Origin of the sequence: Gordonia crocea (genome assembly GCF_009932435.1) — a bacterium.
Classification (GTDB): Bacteria; Actinomycetota; Actinomycetes; order Mycobacteriales; family Mycobacteriaceae; genus Gordonia; species Gordonia crocea.
Map to the genome: position 1 here is coordinate 1,951,372 of NZ_BJOU01000001.1, position 18,238 is coordinate 1,969,609.

Genomic DNA, 18,238 nt, shown 5'->3' on the forward strand with positions numbered 1-18,238 from the left:
CGCCGGTTACCCGGCGTTCGAGTACTGCTTGCGCAGTTCGCCCTTGACCATCTTGCCGGTCGGGGTGCGGGGCAGATCGTCGAAGAAGTCCACCGACCGCGGCGCCTTGTAGGCGGCCACCGACTGTTTGGCGAACTCGATGAGCTCGGCGGCCAGTTCTGGTGTCGGTTCGTACCCGTCGGCGAGTTGGACGCACGCCTTGACCTGCTCGCCCATCTCCGCGTCGGGCACGCCGATGACCGCGACGTCGTAGACGGCAGGATGGTTGATGAGGGCGTTCTCCGATTCCTGCGGGTAGATGTTCACCCCGCCGGAGATGATCATGAACGCCGCCCGGTCGGTGAGGTACACGAACCCCTCGTCGTCGACGTACCCGAGATCGCCTGTGGTGGCCCAGGTTTCATGCCGGGGGTGTTGGCTCTTGCGAGTCTTCTCCGGGTCGTTGTGGTAGACGAAGGGCACTTCGTCGCGCTCGAAGTAGATGGTCCCGACCTCGCCGGTCGGGAGGTCGTTGCCGTCCTCGTCGCAGATGTGGACAATGCCGAGCACCGCCCGGCCCACCGAACCCGGGTGGGCCAGGGCATCGGCCGAGCCGATCAAACAGACCCCGGCCGCCTCGGTGGCCGCGTAATACTCGTTGACCACCGGCCCCCACCAGTCGATCATCGCCTGCTTCACCTCGGCCGGACAGGGGGCGGCGGCGTGGATGGCGGCCTTCATGCTCGACACGTCGTAGCGGGCGCGGACCTCGGCGGGAAGTTTGAGCATGCGCACGAACATCGTCGGCACCCACTGGCTGTGGGTCACCCGGTACTCGTCGATGTAGGCCAGCGCGGTCTCCGGGTCGAACCGGTCCATCAGGATCGTCGTGCCGCCCAGGGAGTTCACCATGGCGCAGTAGCGCAGCGGTGCCGCGTGGTAGACCGGCGCGGGGGAGAGGTACACCGTGTCGGGGTCGAACCCGTAGACCGGGCCGAAGACGGCCGACACCAGGTCGGGTACCTCGTCGACCTGCCCCTGCGGCAGGGGCGGTTTGATGCCCTTGGGGCGTCCGGTGGTGCCCGAGGAGTAGAGCATGTCGGTCCCGCGGGGCTGATCGGTGAGGGGCTCGGCGGACGCGGCCGCCAGCACCTCGTCGTAGTCGGCGAATCCGGGGATCGTGCCGGCCCAGGCGATCCGGTGGCCGGGGGCGGCGAGCACCTCGATCTGGTCGGAGTCGGCGACGGTCTCGGCGACCGTGGCCGAGGCGAACAGCGCCTTCGCGCCGCAGTCGTCGAGGATGAAGTTGGTCTCGGCGGCGGTCAGGTGGTGGTTGACCGCGGTCACGTACAAGCCGCTGCGCAGCGCCGCCCAATAGACGTCGAAGGCCCGCAGGTCGTTGTCGGTCACCATCGCGACGACGTCGCCGGGGACCAGGCCCAGTGTGTCGCGCAGGTAGTGCGCGATCCGCGTCGAATTCTCGTCGAGTTCGCGGTAGGTGACCTGCTGCCCGGATGCGGGAGCGATGATCGCTGGTTTGTCGGGGGTACGGGCGGCGTGGACTCCGGGGAACATGAGCCCGAGCGTAACCGGACACCCGGCCGCGTCGAGGCCGATTGGCCTACTGCGCCTGGCGGATTGGCGCCGACGCTCAGACGGTCGAGCCGGCGCGCACCGAGGCTTCGACGAGATCGAGCACCGCGTGCAGGTCGTCGGTGGACTGCCCGGTGGCCAGGCGGGTGATCAACCCGTCCAACACGACGTCGAGATAGGTCACCAGGACCTCGGTGGGCACGTCTTTGCGCAGGGTGCCGTCCTCGCGCTTGCGCTTCAACCGGGCCAGCGTGACGGCCTCCAGGTCGTCGCTGTGCGACGTCCACGCCTGCGCGAACGCCGGATCAGAGCGGATCTTGCGGACGATCTCCAAACGGGTGCCGAGCCAGTCGAAGTCCTTGGGACGCTCGAGCATGTCGCGCATGACGGCGACGAGCCCCTCCTCGGCGGCGACGTCGGCCATCCGCTCGGCGTCCTCCCGGGCCAGCGCCAGGAAGAGGGCCTCCTTGTCGCGGAAGTGGTGGAAGATGGCGCCCCGGGACAACCCGGTCGCCTCTTCCAGCCGCTTGACGGTGGCGCCGTCGTATCCGAACTCAGCGAAACACCGCCGCGCGCCGTCGAGGATCTCCCGACGACGCGCGGCAAGGTGATCGTCGGAGACCTTAGGCATCAGCCTTCAGCATGTTCCGCAGCACGTACTGCAGGATGCCGCCGTTGCGGTAGTAGTCCGCCTCACCGGGCGTGTCGATGCGCACGACCGCGTCGAACTCGACCTTGGTGCCGTCGGTCTTGGTGGCCGTGACGTGCACGGTCTTCGGCGTGACACCCTCGTTCAGCTTCTCGATGCCCTCGATGTCGAAGACCTCGGTGCCGTCCAGGCCCAGCGTCTTGGCGCTCTCGCCGGCCGGGAACTGCAGCGGGACGACGCCCATACCGATCAGGTTCGAGCGGTGGATGCGCTCGAAGGACTCGGTGATGACGGCCTTGACGCCCAGCAGCACGGTGCCCTTGGCGGCCCAGTCGCGCGACGAACCGGAGCCGTACTCCTTGCCGCCCAGCACGACCAGCGGGATGCCGGCCTCCTGGTAGTTGACCGAGGCGTCGTAGATGAACGACTGCGGGCCGCCCTCCTGAGTGAAGTCGCGGGTGTAACCGCCGGACACGCCGTCGAGCAGCTGGTTCTGCAGACGGATGTTCGCGAAGGTACCGCGGATCATCACCTCGTGGTTGCCGCGACGGCTGCCCAGGGAGTTGTAGTCCTTGCGCTGCACGCCGTGCGAATCGAGGTACTGCGCGGCCGGGGTACCCGGCTTGATCGGGCCGGCCGGGCTGATGTGGTCGGTGGTGACCGAGTCGCCCAGCAGGGCCAGCACGCGCGCGCCCTTGATGTCGGTGACCGGCGACGGCTCCATCTGCATGCCGTCGAAGTACGGCGCCTTGCGGACGTAGGTGGAATTCTCATCCCACTCGAAGGTGTCGCCGTCGGGGGTGTCGAGGTTCTGCCAGCGCTCGCCGCCATCGAAAACCGTGGCGTAGGAGTCGCGGAACATCTTCTCGTTGATCGCACCCTTGATCGTGTCGTCGATCTCCTGGGGCGACGGCCAGATGTCCTTCAGGAAGACGTCGTTGCCGTCGGTGTCCTGGCCCAGCGGGTCGTTCTCGAAGTCGAAGTCCATCGTCCCGGCGAGTGCGTAGGCGATCACCAGCGGCGGGCTGGCCAGGTAGTTCATCTTGACGTCGGGGGAGATGCGGCCCTCGAAGTTGCGGTTGCCCGACAGCACGGCGGTGACCGTCAGGTCGTTGTCGTTGACGGCCTGGCTGATGGCCTCGGGCAGCGGCCCGGTGTTGCCGATACAGGTGGTGCAGCCGTAACCGCCCAGGTAGAAGCCGAGCTTCTCCAAGTAGGGCCAGAGTCCGGCCTTCTCGTAGTAGTCGGAGACGACCTGCGAACCGGGGGCCATGTTCGTCTTGACCCACGGCTTGGTGGTCAGGCCCTTCTCGACCGCGTTGCGGGCCAGCAGGCCGGCGCCGAGCATGACCGACGGGTTCGAGGTGTTGGTGCAGGAGGTGATACCCGCGACCGCCACGGCACCGTGGTCGAGCACGAAGGTGTTGCCGTCGGAGGTCACCGTGACCGGCTTGGACGGGCGGCCCTCGGCCCCGTTGGCCGCGGACGCGACGTTGACCGCGCCGTCGTCGGCGAAGGACAGAGCCGCCGGGTCAGAGGCCGGGAAGGACTCTTCGACCGCCTCGTCGAGCTTGGTGTGCTCGGCCGGGTGGTGCTCCTCGACGTAGTTGTGGATGTCCTTGCGGAACGCGATCTTGGACTCCGACAGCAGGATGCGGTCCTGCGGGCGCTTCGGGCCGGCGATCGACGGCACCACGGTGCCCAGGTCGAGCTCGAGGTACTCGGAGAACTCCGGCTCGCGCTCGGGGTTGTGCCACATGCCCTGCTCCTTGGCGTAGGCCTCGACGAGCGCCAGCTCCTCGTCGGTGCGGCCGGTCAGGCGCAGGTAGTTGATGGTCTCCTCGTCGATCGGGAAGATCGCACAGGTGGAACCGAACTCCGGGCTCATGTTGCCCAGGGTGGCGCGGTTGGCCAGCGGCACCTCGGCGACGCCCTTGCCGTAGAACTCGACGAACTTGCCGACCACGCCGTGCTGGCGCAGCATGTCGGTCACGGTGAGGACCACGTCGGTGGCGGTGACGCCCGGCTTGATCTCGCCGGTCAGCTTGAAGCCGACGACGCGCGGGATCAGCATCGACACCGGCTGGCCCAGCATGGCGGCCTCGGCCTCGATACCGCCGACGCCCCAGCCGAGCACGCCCAGGCCGTTCTCCATCGTGGTGTGCGAGTCGGTGCCCACACAGGTGTCGGGGTAGGCCTGCCCGTTGCGGGTCATCACGACGCGCGCCAGGTACTCGATGTTGACCTGGTGGACGATGCCGACGCCGGGCGGGACCACCTTGAAGTCGTCGAAGGCGCCCTGGCCCCAACGCAGGAATTGGTAGCGCTCGCCGTTGCGCTCGTACTCGAGCTCGACGTTGCGCTCGAACGCGTCGGCCCGGCCGAAGACGTCGAGGATGACCGAGTGGTCGATGACCATCTCGGCGGGGGAGAGCGGGTTGACCTTGTTCGGGTCGCCGCCGAGGGCGGTGACGGCCTCGCGCATAGTGGCGAGGTCGACGACACACGGCACGCCGGTGAAGTCCTGCATCAGGACGCGGGCGGGGGTGAACTGGATCTCGATGCTCGGGTCGGCGGTGGGATCCCAGTTGCCGAGCGCCTCGATGTGCTCGGTGGTGATGTTGGCGCCGTCCTCGGTGCGGAGCAGGTTCTCGGCGAGGACCTTGAGCGAGTACGGAAGGCGCTCGGTGCCCTTGACGGCGTTGATGCGGAAGATCTCGTACGACTTGTCGCCCACCTCGAGAGTGCCGCGGGCGCCGAATGAATCAATACTCACTTGGAAAACATCTCCTCTTAATCTGTGCTCGGCGTGCTGACGAGGGCTTGCATCAGCACGATCCGACGGGCTGTGTCGGTTGGTCCGGGTCTGCTGCGCCGACCGTTCGGCGCGACACCACCAGCTTAACAGTACGGGCGTACTGTTACCAGACCGGGGGTGTCGTGGGCTGTTGGTCCGCTGTCTTTCCATTGTGTCGTACTCTTGCGCAGCAAGCAGGCGTAGTGAGAAAGGCGTGTGTGCGATGAGTCCCGAGCCCAGTTCGGTGGTCCCGACGATCCCGTACGGCGCCAGCGTGCCCGAGAACGTCGACATCGATGCGATCCTTCGCGACCTGCAGACGCAGGGGGTCCACGGACCCGCCGAGCAGGTGCCGGCGCTCAAGGCCGTGGTGGCCGACGCCAAGGCCAAGGGGCACGACATCAAAGTCGTCGTACTGACCCAGAAGCAACCCAAGTTCACCTATTACCGCGACGTCGCACTGACCCTGCAGCCGAAGACCGGCGGCACGGTGATCGTTCTCGGGCCCGACTCGGTGGGCAGCTCGGGGCCGGAGTTCGCCCGGGTCGTCCAAGAAGAGGCCGCGCAGAACCTCACGCTCACCGACCCGCCGGGCGCCGCTCGGCAGATGGTGGAGCAGCTGACCGCACCGCAGACGAACTGGTCGGTGATCACCATCCTGTTGACCCTGGCGGTGCTCGCCGCCGCCGTCGGTGCGCGTTGGTTCAGCAAGCGCCGCCCGGCCGTGCACGCCACCGGTGCCGTTGCTCCAGAGGTTGCGCAGGCCACGCCCGGGGAGCCGGACGTCGGCGCCGACAAGGCCGCGGACGAGGACTGATCGACCGCCCTCATCGATGTTGCCAAAGTGAGACATCGACCGGTTAGGCGTTCTTTGCGCTGATCACAGCCATAGCCGCAGGTAATCCCACCTTTGTAATTCTGTTTCGGGTGTTTCCCATGCTCACTGATGTGACGTACGGTGCAGATGTCGCAGGTGAGGTTCCTGTGACGTTTGATGTACACCTCGCGGATTTGAGGAGCACTGGCGTGAGGCGAACCCAGGACACCAGAGCCACCCGGACGGGCGCCCGGCTCGCTGCGCTGCTGCGCGGCGGCGTCGTGGTCACCGGCGTCGCCCTGACGACACTGGTCGCCGGCACCGTCGGGGCCGCGCCGGGCGGGCAGAAGGCCGCATCGATTTCCCGGCTGGTCAACCAGATCGCCACCGCGGACCAGAATCTCACCGACCTCGACAACAACCTCGCGGTGAAGCGGGAGGCGGTCAACCGCGCGCTGGTGGACTTCCAGAACTCCCTGGTGGCCGAGCGGTTGGCGGCGGTCGCCGCGCAGGGGGCGCGCAAGTCGTTGGTCGATGCCGACCGCAATCTGGCCACCGCCCAGAAGTCGTTCAACGCCTACGCTGCGCGTGCCTACCGTCGAGGCCCGGCCGGATCGATGCGCGACTACGTTTCGTCCGACGACCCGCAAAAGGTCCTCGACCAGGTGTCGGTCCTCGACCGCGTGAGCGCCCAGCAGCGCCGCAACATCGAGAAGCTGAAGATCGCCCGGAACCAGAAGGCGAACCGGGCGGCCGCGGCCGAGGCGTCGCGCCGCCAGGCCACCTCGGCCGTCCGCACCGCGGCCGGTCGGCGGACCGAGGCCATCGGCGCGGTCAAGACGGCCCAGCAGGCCATGGCCGATCAACAGCGCAACAAGGCGGTCCTGCTGGCCAAGCGGGCCGAGGCGCAGAACAAGCTGAACAAGCTGCGCGGTGTGTCCACCCGGGTGTCCGCCCCGGTGATCCCGGGCCTGCCCGCGCTGACCGACGGCCCGGACGCCTCCAAGGCGGCCATGGATGCCGCGGCGGCGGCAGCGAAGATCGCCATGGACGTCGCGCAGAAGGTCCTCGCCAGCGTGATCGGCTCGCAGCAGGTCCCGCAATCCAAGCTGTTCGACGAGCTCGGCCTGTCCGGCAGCGACCTGACCAGCACCGGGGCCAACGGTTCGCTGTCGCGGCTGTCGACCGGTTCGCTGGGCGCGCTGTTCGGCAGCACCGGCAGTTTTGGCGGTGGCGGCCAGGTCCGACCCGGTTTGCGGGGACCGCAGGCCGTCGAAGTCGTCGTGAACCGGGCGATGTCGCAGCTGAACCTGCCCTACGCCTGGGGCGGCGGCGATGCCAACGGCCCGACGAAGGGGATCCGCGACGGCGGCGTCGCCGACGCCCACGGCGACTACAACAAGGTGGGCTTCGACTGCTCAGGCCTGATGATCTACGCCTTTGCTGGCATCGGCTACGACCTGCCGCACTACACCGGCTACCAGTACACCTCGGGCCCGCAGGTGCCGATCTCGCAGATGGCGCGCGGCGACATGATCTTCTGGGGCGCCAATGCCAGCCAGCACGTCGCGCTGTACCTCGGCGACGGGAAGATGATCGAGGCTCCGCAGTCCGGCGATGTCGTCAAAGTCTCGCCGGTCCGCATGGGTGGGGCCATGCCGATGGTCGTCCGCCTCTGGTGAGACCGACCGTCGCGTCGATCCACCGGTGGACGCGCGGGCACGTCGTGATCGCCTGAAGCCGTCGGCGCGGCTAGGCTGGGACCGACCGTTTCACAACACCGTGCTTCCCGAGACAGATCCGGGTGCGCGGACACCGACGACAGGAGTTGGGCTTTGACGTCGCAGCCCGCCACCGGCCAGCAATCGCAGGCCACGCTCACCGAGGCAGATTCCAAGCTGATCGAGAAGGCCATCTACGAGGTCAAGCGGGTCATCGTCGGCCAGGACCAACTCGTCGAACGCATTCTCGTGGGTCTGCTCGCCCGCGGCCACATCCTGCTCGAGGGTGTCCCCGGTGTCGCCAAGACGCTGGCCGTCGAGACCTTCGCGACCGTTGTCGGCGGGAGCTTCTCGCGCGTGCAGTTCACCCCCGACCTGGTGCCCACCGACCTCATCGGTACGCGCATCTACCGTCAGGGCCGCGAGGAATTCGACACCGAGCTCGGACCGGTGGTCGCGAACTTCCTCCTCGCCGACGAGATCAACCGCGCCCCGGCCAAGGTCCAGTCCGCGCTGCTCGAGGTCATGGCCGAGCGCCAGGTCTCCATCGGCGGCGTGACCTACCCGATGCCCAAGCCCTTCCTGGTGATGGCCACCCAGAACCCGATCGAGAACGAGGGTGTCTACCCGCTGCCCGAGGCGCAGCGCGACCGCTTCCTGTTCAAGGTGATGGTGGACTACCCGTCGGTCGAAGAAGAGCGCGAGATCGTCTACCGCATGGGCAACGTGCCGCCGACGGCGAGCCAGGTCCTGGACCCGGAGGCGATGATCCGCCTGCAGGACGCCTCGGCCAACGTCTTCGTGCACCACGCCCTCGTCGACTATGTGGTTCGCCTGATCAACGCGACGCGCCGACCGGCCGATCTCGGCATGACCGAGGTCGCGTCGTGGCTGGCCTACGGTGCCTCCCCGCGCGCGACGCTCGGCATCATCGCCGCCGCCCGCGCCCTCGCGCTGGTCCGCGGCCGTGACTACGTCGTGCCCAACGACATCGTCGAGATCGCCCCCGACGTCCTCCGGCACCGATTGGTCCTCACCTACGACGCGCTGGCCGACTCCGTCGACGCCGACGACGTCATCGAGCGGGTCCTACAGACCGTCGGGTTGCCGCAGGTGGTTGCGGCGCCGGTCAACGGCGGCGGAACGGTCGCCGGGTCGGCCGCCCCGGGCCAGATCCCGTCGATTCCGGCCTCGGCGCCGGTCGCACCGGCACCGCCGGCCGGACAGATCCCGGTTCCGCCGCAGCCGAGCAATGTCCGGCATGCCGGCCAGTAACACCCCGCTGCCGTCCTTCGACGACGGGTTGCTCAAAGACCCGGCGTTGACGGCCGCGCTGCGCAACCTCGAACTCACCGTCCGGCGCAAGCTCGACGGCGTCCTGCAGGGCGACCACCTCGGGTTGATCCCGGGACCGGGGTCCGAGCCGGGGGAGGCGCGCGCCTATCAGCCCGGCGACGACATCCGGCGGATGGAATGGGCGGTCACCGCCCGGACCACCGTGCCGCATGTGCGCCAGATGATCGCCGACCGCGAATTGGAGACCTGGCTGGTCGTCGACGTCTCGGGCAGCCTGGATTTCGGCACCGTCGACCACACCAAACGCGACCTGGCGGTGGCCGCAGCCGCGGTCATCGTCCACCTCACCGCAGGCGGCGGCAACCGCATCGGGGCCGTCATCGTCACCGGTGACGAGATCGTCCGCATCCCGGCGCGCGGGGGCCGGGCCCACGCGCAGAACCTGCTGAAGCAGATCGCGACGACCCACCGCAGTTCGCCGACGGTGCGCGGCGACCTGCGCGACGGTATCGAGGCGCTCCGCCGGCCGGAACGCCGTCGGGGGCTGGCGGTCGTGATCAGCGACTTCCTCGGACCGATCGACTGGGATCGGCCGTTGCGCGCCATCGGCGGACACCACGAGTTGTTGGCGATCGAGGTGCTCGATCCGCGCGACCTGGAGTTGCCGGCCATCGGCGACGTGCGTCTGGCCGACGCCGAGACGGGGGAGATCCACGACGTGGTGATCACCGAGCAGGTCCGCGACGACTTCGCCGTCGCCGCCCGCGCGCACCAGGAGAAGGTCCACCGGACGATCCGTGCGTGCGGTGGACCGGTGATGACCCTGCGCACCGACCGCGACTGGCTCGCCGACACCGTCCGCTTCATCGGCGGCCGTCGTCGCGGACTCGCGGTGGGGGTGCACTGATGCTGCTGGCGAACCCCTGGTGGTTGCTGGGCCTGCTCGTCGTTGCCGGCCTGATCGGCCTGTACGTCTACATCCAGCGCAAACGGACCTCGCGGGCGATGAAATTCGCCAACCTGGAGATCCTGAAAACGGTCACGCCCAAGCGCACGGATCGGTTCCGGCACGTCCCGTTCGCCCTCTTGGCTGTCGGGTTGATCCTGCTGACGGTCGCCCTGGCCGGACCCCAGGCCGACCGCAAGGTGCCCCGCAACCGCGCCACCGTGATGCTGGTGATGGACGTGTCCCGCTCGATGAACGCGACCGACGTCGCACCGAGCCGGATCAAGGCGGCGCAGGCGGCGGCGAAGAAGTTCGCCACCGAACTGACCGAGGGCATCAATCTGGGCCTCATCTCCTTCGCCGGTACGCCGACGACGCTGGTGAGCCCCACGCCCGACCACAACGCGACCAAGGACGCGGTCGACAAGCTCCAACTCGACGACAAGACGGCGACTGGCGAGGGAATCTTCGCCGCGCTCGACCAGATCCGGACGCTGAACTCGCTGCTCGGCGGGGACAAGGGCGCACCGCCGGCGCACATCGTGCTGCTGTCGGACGGCAAGCAGACCGTGCCGGAGAGCCAAGACGCACCGCGCGGGGCGTTCTCGGCGGCGCGCAAGGCGAAGGAGCGCGGCGTCCCGGTGTCCACGATTTCTTTCGGCACCCAGTCCGGGGCCGTGGAGATCGAGGGCGAGCGGATCCCGGTTCCGGTCGACGACGCGTCGCTCAAGAAGATCTCCCAACTCGCCGCGCCCGGCGGTCGGTTCTTCACGGCCTCGAGCCTGGAGGAGCTCAACGCGGTGTACAGCTCGTTGCAGGAGCAGATCGGCTATGAGACGACGCGCGGCGAGAACTCGCACCCGTGGGTCCTGGCGGGCACGATCCTCGCATTGCTCGGCGCCGTCGGAGCACTGGTGCTGAACCAACGATTGCCGTAAGTGAGAATCGACCCATGTCCAGACCTGTCGCCGGGCCGATAGCGCCGAATCCTAAGGGGCCGACTCGGAAGGGGTGGTGGATCGCGCTCGCCGCGGCGGTGGTGGTCCTGCCGGCCGGCGCCCTGGCGGTAGCGGTGGTCGTCGACCGCGGCGACGACCATCGCGACAATCGCCGAGCGAGCCCGACGACCCCGACCGATGGCACCCCCGCGGACAGTCTGACCGTCGAGGTGGCCGGACCCGAGGGGGCGTCGGTGTTCGTGTCGATCTACCTGGACGGTGACCGGAATCACTCCTGGTCGGGCACCATCCCGTTGTCGCGGACCGTTACCCCGGCGGCGAAGGAGTACCAGCTCACGGTCATATCCACCGAGACCGGCGGCACCGGTCTGACGACGACCGTCAAACATGGGCGCAACCCCATCGCGCGGTACTCGGGCAACTTCAACATGACCAGCGGCAAGGTCCACTGATTCCGGCGGACCCGCCGTTTCACCGACGACGACCGACACGATAGGTTTGATATCCATGACTACCTCGCGCTCTGTACTTGTCACCGGCGGTAACCGCGGCATCGGTCTGGCCGTCGCCCAGCGCCTCGCCGCCGACGGCCACAAGGTGGCCGTGACCCACCGCGGCTCCGGTGCCCCCGAGGGCCTGTTCGGCGTCCAGTGCGACGTCACCGACACCGAGTCGGTGACCCGCGCCTTCGCCGAGGTCGCCGAGCACCAGGGACCGGTCGAGGTCGTCGTCGCCAACGCCGGCATCACCGAAGACACCCTGCTCATGCGCATGGACGTCGATTCGTTCGAGCGCGTCGTCAACGCCAACCTCACCGGCGCCTTCCGCGTCACCAAGGCCGCCACCCGCGACATGCTCAAGAAGCGCTGGGGCCGGTTCATCTACCTCGGTTCGGTCGTGGCGCTGATGGGCACCCCGGGCCAGGCGAACTACGCCTCGAGCAAGGCCGGTGTCATCGGCCTGGCCCGCTCGGTGACCCGTGAGCTCGGCGGCCGCAACATCACCGCCAACGTCGTCGCCCCCGGCCTCATCGACACCGACATGACCCGCGCGCTGCCCGAGGAGTACACGAAGACTGCCGTCGACCAGGCGATCCCCGCCAAGCGCATGGGACAGCCCGAAGACGTGGCCGCCGTCGTGTCCTTCCTCGCCTCCGACGACTCGTCCTACGTCACGGGCAACGTGATCAACGTCGACGGCGGTTTGGGCATGGGCCACTAGGCCCGGTCCGAGCACGCACCGACAGCCAGCCACCACCGAATCTCCAAGGAGCATCATGGGCATCCTCGACGGCAAGACCATCCTCGTCACCGGCATCATCACCGACGCATCGATCGCATTCTCGACCGCGAAGGTGGCGCAGGAGCAGGGGGCCACGGTGATCATCACCGGCATCCCCGAGCGCCTGCGCCTGATCGACCGCATCGCCAAGCGGCTCCCGCAGGAGGTGCCGCCGGCGATCCCGCTCGACGTCACCGACGAGGAGTCCCTGGGCCAACTCGCCGACAAGGTGCGCGAACTCGCCCCGCAGGGCATCGACGGACTGGTCCACTCGATCGCCTTCGCGCCCCGCACGCTGATGGGGCCCGACGCGCTGCCGTTCCTGGAGGGCCCCGGCCCCGACGTCGCCAAGTCCTTCGAGATCTCGGCGTGGAGCTACGCCTCGTTGGCGCGTGCCGCGCTGCCGGTCATGAACGAGGGCGGCTCGATCGTCGGCATGGACTTCGACCCGCGCACCGCCATGCCGGACTACAACTGGATGGGTGTGGCGAAGGCCGCGCTGGAGTCGGTGAACCGCTACGTCGCCCGCGAGGTCGGCTACGCCAAGAAGATCCGCTCCAACCTGGTCGCCGCCGGTCCGATCAAGACCCTGGCCGCCAAGGCGATCTCGGGCACCGCCACCGACGACGCCAAGAAGCTCACCATGCTCAACGACTACTGGAACGGTGCGTCGCCGATCGGTTGGGACGTCGACGACCCGAGCGTCGTCGGGACCAGCGTCTGCGCACTGCTGTCGGACTTCCTGCCGGCCACGACCGCCTCGATCGTCTACGTCGACGGCGGTGCCAGCCACAACACCTGGTTCCCGGAGGAACTCATCGCGGGCAAGTGAGGCACGCGAGGTGAGCGAGCCGTTCACGGCGGTACTCTTCCTGTCCTTCGGCGGGCCCGAGCGGCCCGAGGAGGTCATGCCGTTCCTGGAGAACGTCACCCGGGGGCGCGGCGTGCCAGCCGACCGCCTCGCCGAGGTCGCCGAGCATTACCACCACTTCGGTGGGGCATCGCCGATCAACGGGCTCAACCGCGACATGATGGCCGCCCTGCGGAGCGGCCTTGCGCAGCGCGGGGCCGACCTGCCGGTGTACTTCGGCAACCGGAACTGGGACCCGTATGTTGAGGATGCCGTCGAAACGATGTATCGCGACGGGCACCGCCGCATCCTCGTGTTCACCACGTCGGCCTGGGGCGGCTATTCCGGGTGCAAGCAGTACCACGAGGACATCGCACGCGCGGTCGCCGCGCTCGCCGAGCGGGTGCCCGAGAGCACTGCGGACCCGGTGTTGTTGCGCAAACTGCCGCAGTACTGGGCGGAAGCGGCCTTCCTCGAGTCGCAGGCCGATGCGGTGCGGCGTGCCGTCGCGGCCCTGCCCGACCCGACCGGGCCGTTCCGACTCGTGTTCACCGCGCATTCCATCCCGGTGCGCGCCGACCGGGCCATCGGCGACGGCCTCTATTCGCGCCAGGTCGACGCCGCCTGCGCCCAGGTTGCACAGCGGTTGACCGCCGACGGGACCCTTGGTGCCGGGCGCGACTATGACCAGGTCTGGCAGTCGCGGTCGGGTCCGCCCGAGGTTCCGTGGCTCGAACCCGACATCGCCGACCATCTGAGGGCGCTCGCCGACGACGGCGTCGAGCAGGTCGTCGTCGCGCCGATCGGATTCGTCTCCGACCACCTCGAGGTGATCTGGGACCTGGACAGCGAACTGGCCGAGCTGGCCGGTGAACTGGACCTGGGTTACTCGCGGGCCGCCACCGTCGGCACCGACCCCCGCTTCACCGGACTCATAGCCGACCTCGTGCAGCGCTATGCCGACGGCGGTGGTGACCTGGACGCGCCGGGATGCGGCGACAACGGCGCCGGGTGCCGGGCGGGGTGCTGCGGCGACGCGTGACGCCCCGTCGAGCGGCGCTCACCGGTGGGCGAAGTCCCCGATCACGTGGTTGACCGCCGCTGCCAATGCCGTGCGGGCCGCAGCCGCGACCTCGCCGAGACGGCGGTCTCCCTCGTCGGCATGGGCCAGCGCGACCCCGAACCCGACGCGCCGGTCGGCGGCCAACGACAAGGTGCCCAACACCTGGGCGGACAGTCCGGCGACCTCGGTGGCGCGCCCGTCGGCACCGGGTGGAAAGACCGGGGCGAAGCGGCTGACGTGCTCGGCCAAGTCGGCTCGCAACGTGTCGGCCGCACCCGCGGAGGTACCGGCCAAACCGGTCAGGGCCGCCGTGGCATCGCCGATCGCGTCGAGCAGGATCAGACGCGCCTCGCCGAGTCCGAGAGTGCGGGTCGCCCCAATCGGCCCGTCGACGCGGTGGGCCGTCCAGGTCGGCGCCCGGTCGGGGTCGCGTGAGGGCACGATCACCCGGGTCTCATCCGCGACGACGACCAGCGCCTCGCCCGCCTCGGTGGCGGCGCGGCCGGCCGCGCCCGGACCCAACCCGTCCGGATCGCCGGCCGCGGGCAGGCGAAGCGACCAGTCGTCGGCGGTTCGGGCCAACTCGAGCCAGGTCATCGGGGCGCCGCCCGCCGAGTCGGTGATCGTCGCCGGCATGTTCAGCGCACGCAGTTCGTCGAGGAGGTCGTCGCCGGCGCTGCGGCCGACGCCGAAGGCCGCCGCCCACGGGGCGACGGTGGTCAACACGTGGACCTGTTGCGGTGGCGGACCATCTGGTCGGAGGACGGCGGGCATGATCGGACCAGCCTAGTTCGCGCCGGGGCGCTAACGTGAACCCCATGGGTCTTGGGGGCGCGGGCATCGGAATCATCGTCGTCGTCGCACTGTTCGGCGGTATCCCCGCTCTCGTGGCGGCTGGCGTCGTGTACTGGCTGCGGTCGGTGGAGCGGTCGTCGCCGGCGGTGGCGCCCGAACGCGGGTTGGGGACGTGGACGGCCGCCGCGGTGTCGGTCCTGGCCGGCGTGGCGCTGTGGTTCGCCTGGTTGACCTGGGGTGGCTACTACACCGATGCGAGCGGTCAAACGCAAGGGCCGTATCGTCCGTGGCAGGTGGTGGCGTGCGCGCTCAGCGTCGGCGCGGTCACTGGGATCCTCGGGTGGTTCACCCGGTGGCGGCTCTCCGGGCCGCTCGTTGCGGCGATAGGGGTGGTGCTCGGGTTCTCGACGGTGTGGGCCGTCGACGCCGGTACCCACGACTCGACCGGACTCTGGGGAGTGGGATACCTGTTCCTGCTGGTCGGCGGTGGGATCGCGTTGGGCCTCGTCGCGGTGGTCGTCGTGGCCATCCGCGCGTCGGTCGCCAAACGCCGGGCGGGACTGTCCTACCCTGGGCGATCGTGACGGATGATCCTTACGGCCGCGACATTCTTGCGGCACCCCGGCGGCGCGGGCCGCAAGTCCCCGAGGTCGAGGCCGCGAAGGGGCTCGTCGTCGAAGACGCGGCGAGTGGCTATTGCGGCGCTGTCGTCGGTTTCGAGAAGTCGTATGACGGGTTGTTCGTCCGGCTCGAAGACCGTCACGGTGCGACCAGGATCTTTGCGATGCGGCCGTCGGCCTTCCTCATCGACGGTAAAACGGTCACGCTGGTCCGCCCGCGGGCCGCGGCACCGGCGCCAACCGCCCAGCGCACGGCCTCTGGTTCGCGCAAAGCGGCGCAGCAGCGGGCCCGGGTGGCGCGGGCGAGCCGGCTGTTCGTCGAGGGAATCCATGACGCGACACTCGTCGAGCGCGTGTGGGGCGACGATCTGCGCGCCGAGGGCGTGGTGGTGGAGAGTCTGAACGGGTTGGACCACCTCGACGCGGCGCTGGATGACTTCGAACCCGGCCCGGGTCGTCGAGCCGGGGTCCTCGTCGACCACCTCGTCGCCGGCTCGAAAGAGGCGCGCCTCACCGAATCGGTCGGGCAGCACGTGTTGGTCTGCGGACACCCGTACATCGATGTCTGGGAGGCGGTGAAACCGGCGTCGGTCGGGATTGTCGGGTGGCCCCGGATTCCGCGGGGCACCGATTGGAAGACCGGCGTCTGCGCGGAACTGGGCTGGGGGGCGCCGACCGACGGGTGGCGCCGGGTGCTGTCGGGCGTCCGGGACTATCGCGATATCGAGGTGCCGCTGTTGCGGGCCGTCGAGGAACTCATCGATTTCGTCACAGAGCCGAGCGACTAGGGCCCACTCGGCGGGAAACAGGGGGCGGATTCAAGTGGTCGGTGCAACGGAATCTGTCGGTTTGGATTGTAGGAGTTCTTCGAGCTTTTCGGCGGGGGTCATCCAGTTGAGGCGTTTTCGGGGTCGGTCGTTGAGTTCGGCGGCGACTTGGTCGAGCATGCCGGGGCCGAAGAACGATAGGTCGGCCCCTTTGGGGAAGTACTGGCGGAGTAGGCCGTTGGTGTTTTCGTTGGTGGCGCGCTGCCAGGGGCTGTGGGGATCGCAGAAGTAGATCGGTAGGCCGGTGGCGTTGGTGATGGCGGTGTGGTGGGCCATTTCCACTCCTTGATCCCAGGTCAACGATCGACGCAGGATTTCGGGGATGGTCGGGATGGTTCGGGTCATGGCCGCGGCAACGGTGGCGGCGGTGTGATCGCCGGGCAGGTGCACCAGCATCAGAAAGCCGGTGGTGCGTTCGACCAGGGTGCCGATCGCCGAGCGGTTACCGGCTCCCATGATCAAGTCACCCTCCCAGTGGCCGGGGACCGAGCGGTCCTCGACTTCGGCGGGACGATCGCTGATCATCACCATGTCTTTGATCCGGCCTCGACCGGATGTGTCTCGGCCTGCGGGTTTGCGTCGTATCCGCCCGGTGCGTAGTGCTTTGGCAACCTCGGCGCGCAAACCACCGCGGGCTTGAACATACATCGACTGGTAGATCGTTTCGTGGGACACCCGCATCTCCGGATCGTCGGGATAGTCGTGCCGTAACCGGTGGGCGATCTGCTCAGGACTGAGCCGTTTCCCCAGCATGTCGACGACTTCAGCGTAAAGCGCGGTGTCGGGTTGGAGTTTGCGCGGTTTGGGTCGCCGCCGGCCTTGGTCGACCGTCGTCTGCGCCACGATCGCCCGATACCGGTATTCACCGTCACCGGCGGGCCGGCCCCGCACCAGTTCCCGGCTGATGGTCGAGCGGGAACGACCCAACAGACGCGCGATCCGCGCCGGCTGCGACCCTTTGCCCACCAGTTCCTCGATGCAGCACCGATCAGCGAAGGTCAACCGGCCCGTGCCGGCGCTGATCCGGCTTTCCAGTGCCGTTGCTGTTGGTTTCATTCCGCCAGCCTGGGCCAACCACAGGGCCCCGGAGTTGCGCGACACACCAGCAGCGCGCGCCGCAGCCTTGATCGTCATCCCCGTAGACAGGCCCTGCCAAAACAACTCACGCCGCTGGGTTAACGGCGGTCGATCAGCGACCCCCAACTTCCCCAACCGTCGTCTCGAACCACCATCACCCATGCTGACCTCCGCAAACTCGTCGGCCGTTGCGGCGATCGCTTGAGTCTGCGGGGCCCAGTCGGCGGGAAACAGGGCCCAGTCGGCGTCAGTCGACGGGGAGCTTCGCGTCGAAGACCAGGCCGAAGATGCCCAACCCGAAGAAGAACACCGTGCTGGCGATCAACCAGGGATTGGGTCCGCTGGTGACCGAATGGCCCAGCAGGACCACCGCGGCGGTGCCGGGGAACACCCCGACGAGGGTCGCGATCGAATAGGGGAGCGTGCGCACCGAGGAGAGCGCCGAGCAGTAGTTGGCCAAGGAGAACGGGCAAGCGGCGATGAGCCGCAACGACCCGACGGCCAACCACCCGCGTCGCTCGAGCCGGGCGTCGATGGCGCGCACCACCGGCTGCTTCAGATAGGGCCGGACCTTGTCCCGACCGATGACTCGGATCGCCACGAAGGACACCACGGCCGCGAACATGGTCGCCGCCATCGCTCCGGACAGGCCCAGTGCGGCGGGAAACAGCACGCCGGAGGAGAAGGTGAACGCCGAGCGCGGGATGGGGAACATCGTGATCACCGCATAGCTGACGAAGAAGGCGATCGGGAAACCCGGTCCCAGCCCCGCCCGCCACGACTCGATGGCCTCGACGATGCCCTTGGTCGGCACCACGTACGACGTGATCATGATCACCGCGACGACGAGCCCTACCACGACGATCCGCCGGATCACCGTGCCGCGGATATCCGCGTCGAGGAGTTCGTCCCCGGTGTGCGGGTGTTCTGGGTGATCGCTCACCTGCGCGACTCTACTGGCTTCGGCG

The 18,238-nt window shown here is 68.5% G+C and carries 17 protein-coding genes; 11 read left to right on the plus strand and 6 right to left on the minus strand.

The features are described 5' to 3' along the window. Positions 1–6 precede the first annotated feature (6 nt). The 3 genes from nbrcactino_RS09225 to acnA all read right to left on the minus strand — a co-directional run bounded on the left by nbrcactino_RS09225 (position 7) and on the right by acnA (position 4,997). Positions 7–1,554, minus strand: a complete 1,548-nt coding sequence (locus nbrcactino_RS09225) for an acyl-CoA synthetase (RefSeq protein ID WP_161927088.1) — start codon at positions 1,552–1,554, stop codon at positions 7–9. A 76-nt stretch (positions 1,555–1,630) separates the two neighbouring features. Beyond that, positions 1,631–2,203, minus strand: a complete 573-nt coding sequence (locus nbrcactino_RS09230) for a TetR/AcrR family transcriptional regulator (RefSeq protein WP_161927089.1) — start codon at positions 2,201–2,203, stop codon at positions 1,631–1,633. Beyond that, the gene (gene acnA / locus nbrcactino_RS09235) at positions 2,196–4,997 is read right to left on the minus strand and encodes an aconitate hydratase AcnA (RefSeq protein WP_161927090.1); all 2,802 of its coding nucleotides are present in this window, start codon (positions 4,995–4,997) and stop codon (positions 2,196–2,198) included. Before acnA ends, nbrcactino_RS09230 begins: the two co-directional genes overlap by 8 nt. Before the next feature lie 244 nt (positions 4,998–5,241). Between acnA and nbrcactino_RS09240 the strand changes: the two genes are divergently transcribed. The 9 genes from nbrcactino_RS09240 (at position 5,242) to nbrcactino_RS09280 (ending at position 13,930) form a co-directional block, all read left to right on the plus strand. Next, positions 5,242–5,835, plus strand: coding sequence for an Rv1476 family membrane protein (locus nbrcactino_RS09240; protein WP_186343329.1), 594 nt, complete (start codon positions 5,242–5,244; stop codon positions 5,833–5,835). Positions 5,836–6,044: 209 nt separating this feature from the next. After that, entirely contained in the window at positions 6,045–7,517 is a 1,473-nt protein-coding gene (locus nbrcactino_RS09245) for an NlpC/P60 family protein (protein WP_371864519.1), read from the plus strand. Between the two features lie 153 nt (positions 7,518–7,670). Beyond that, positions 7,671–8,831 (plus strand): AAA family ATPase, encoded by a 1,161-nt coding sequence (locus tag nbrcactino_RS09250; protein ID WP_161927091.1) that lies wholly within the window; start codon positions 7,671–7,673, stop codon positions 8,829–8,831. After that, positions 8,809–9,759 (plus strand): DUF58 domain-containing protein, encoded by a 951-nt coding sequence (locus nbrcactino_RS09255; protein ID WP_186343330.1) that lies wholly within the window; start codon positions 8,809–8,811, stop codon positions 9,757–9,759. The genes nbrcactino_RS09250 and nbrcactino_RS09255 overlap by 23 nt, the downstream gene beginning before the upstream one ends. Positions 9,760–9,761: 2 nt before the next feature. Beyond that, positions 9,762–10,736 carry a VWA domain-containing protein gene (locus tag nbrcactino_RS09260; protein WP_161927682.1) on the plus strand — a complete coding sequence of 325 codons (975 nt, stop codon included), beginning with the start codon at positions 9,762–9,764 and terminating at the stop codon, positions 10,734–10,736. 14 nt (positions 10,737–10,750) lie between these two features. Continuing rightward, a complete protein-coding gene (locus nbrcactino_RS09265) occupies positions 10,751–11,209 on the plus strand; it encodes a hypothetical protein (protein WP_161927093.1) in 459 nt (152 codons plus the stop codon). A 55-nt stretch (positions 11,210–11,264) separates the two neighbouring features. Beyond that, a complete protein-coding gene (gene fabG1 / locus nbrcactino_RS09270) occupies positions 11,265–11,978 on the plus strand; it encodes a 3-oxoacyl-ACP reductase FabG1 (RefSeq protein ID WP_161927094.1) in 714 nt (237 codons plus the stop codon). A gap of 52 nt (positions 11,979–12,030) precedes the next feature. After that, positions 12,031–12,870 (plus strand): NADH-dependent enoyl-ACP reductase InhA, encoded by an 840-nt coding sequence (gene inhA, locus nbrcactino_RS09275; protein WP_161927683.1) that lies wholly within the window; start codon positions 12,031–12,033, stop codon positions 12,868–12,870. 10 nt (positions 12,871–12,880) lie between these two features. After that, positions 12,881–13,930: a ferrochelatase gene (locus nbrcactino_RS09280; RefSeq protein ID WP_161927095.1), complete on the plus strand. Its 1,050-nt coding sequence runs from the start codon at positions 12,881–12,883 to the stop codon at positions 13,928–13,930. Positions 13,931–13,948: 18 nt separating this feature from the next. Here nbrcactino_RS09280 and nbrcactino_RS09285 read toward each other — a convergent pair whose 3' ends face one another. Next, positions 13,949–14,725, minus strand: coding sequence for an Rv1486c family protein (locus nbrcactino_RS09285; RefSeq protein ID WP_161927096.1), 777 nt, complete (start codon positions 14,723–14,725; stop codon positions 13,949–13,951). Positions 14,726–14,769: 44 nt separating this feature from the next. Here nbrcactino_RS09285 and nbrcactino_RS09290 point away from each other — a divergent pair, with 44 nt between their 5' ends. Together nbrcactino_RS09290 and nbrcactino_RS09295 are read left to right on the plus strand one after the other, a co-directional pair. Continuing rightward, positions 14,770–15,330 carry a hypothetical protein gene (locus nbrcactino_RS09290; RefSeq protein WP_161927097.1) on the plus strand — a complete coding sequence of 187 codons (561 nt, stop codon included), beginning with the start codon at positions 14,770–14,772 and terminating at the stop codon, positions 15,328–15,330. Then, entirely contained in the window at positions 15,327–16,154 is an 828-nt protein-coding gene (locus nbrcactino_RS09295; protein WP_161927098.1) for a DUF3097 domain-containing protein, read from the plus strand. The genes nbrcactino_RS09290 and nbrcactino_RS09295 overlap by 4 nt, the downstream gene beginning before the upstream one ends. Positions 16,155–16,184: 30 nt before the next feature. On the opposite strand, the gene nbrcactino_RS09300 is transcribed toward nbrcactino_RS09295, so the two are convergent. Beyond that, on the minus strand, positions 16,185–17,327 hold the full coding sequence (locus tag nbrcactino_RS09300) for an IS30 family transposase (protein WP_228460624.1): 1,143 nt from the start codon (positions 17,325–17,327) through the stop codon (positions 16,185–16,187). 190 nt (positions 17,328–17,517) lie between these two features. Further along, positions 17,518–18,213 (minus strand): TVP38/TMEM64 family protein, encoded by a 696-nt coding sequence (locus nbrcactino_RS09305; RefSeq protein WP_161927099.1) that lies wholly within the window; start codon positions 18,211–18,213, stop codon positions 17,518–17,520. Positions 18,214–18,238 lie beyond the last annotated feature (25 nt).

Bases quoted from the DNA above. Each gene is read 5' to 3' on its own strand.
- nbrcactino_RS09290 (WP_161927097.1), top strand. From the start codon at position 14,770: ATGGGTCTTGGGGGCGCGGGCATCGGAATCATCGTCGTCGTCGCACTG.
- nbrcactino_RS09265 (WP_161927093.1), top strand. From the start codon at position 10,751: ATGTCCAGACCTGTCGCCGGGCCGATAGCGCCGAATCCTAAGGGGCCG.
- nbrcactino_RS09285 (WP_161927096.1), bottom strand. From the start codon at position 14,725: ATGCCCGCCGTCCTCCGACCAGATGGTCCGCCACCGCAACAGGTCCAC.
- nbrcactino_RS09240 (WP_186343329.1), top strand. From the start codon at position 5,242: ATGAGTCCCGAGCCCAGTTCGGTGGTCCCGACGATCCCGTACGGCGCC.
- nbrcactino_RS09300 (WP_228460624.1), bottom strand. From the start codon at position 17,327: ATGACGATCAAGGCTGCGGCGCGCGCTGCTGGTGTGTCGCGCAACTCC.
- nbrcactino_RS09225 (WP_161927088.1), bottom strand. From the start codon at position 1,554: ATGTTCCCCGGAGTCCACGCCGCCCGTACCCCCGACAAACCAGCGATC.
- fabG1 (WP_161927094.1), top strand. From the start codon at position 11,265: ATGACTACCTCGCGCTCTGTACTTGTCACCGGCGGTAACCGCGGCATC.
- nbrcactino_RS09230 (WP_161927089.1), bottom strand. From the start codon at position 2,203: ATGCCTAAGGTCTCCGACGATCACCTTGCCGCGCGTCGTCGGGAGATC.
- nbrcactino_RS09255 (WP_186343330.1), top strand. From the start codon at position 8,809: ATGTCCGGCATGCCGGCCAGTAACACCCCGCTGCCGTCCTTCGACGAC.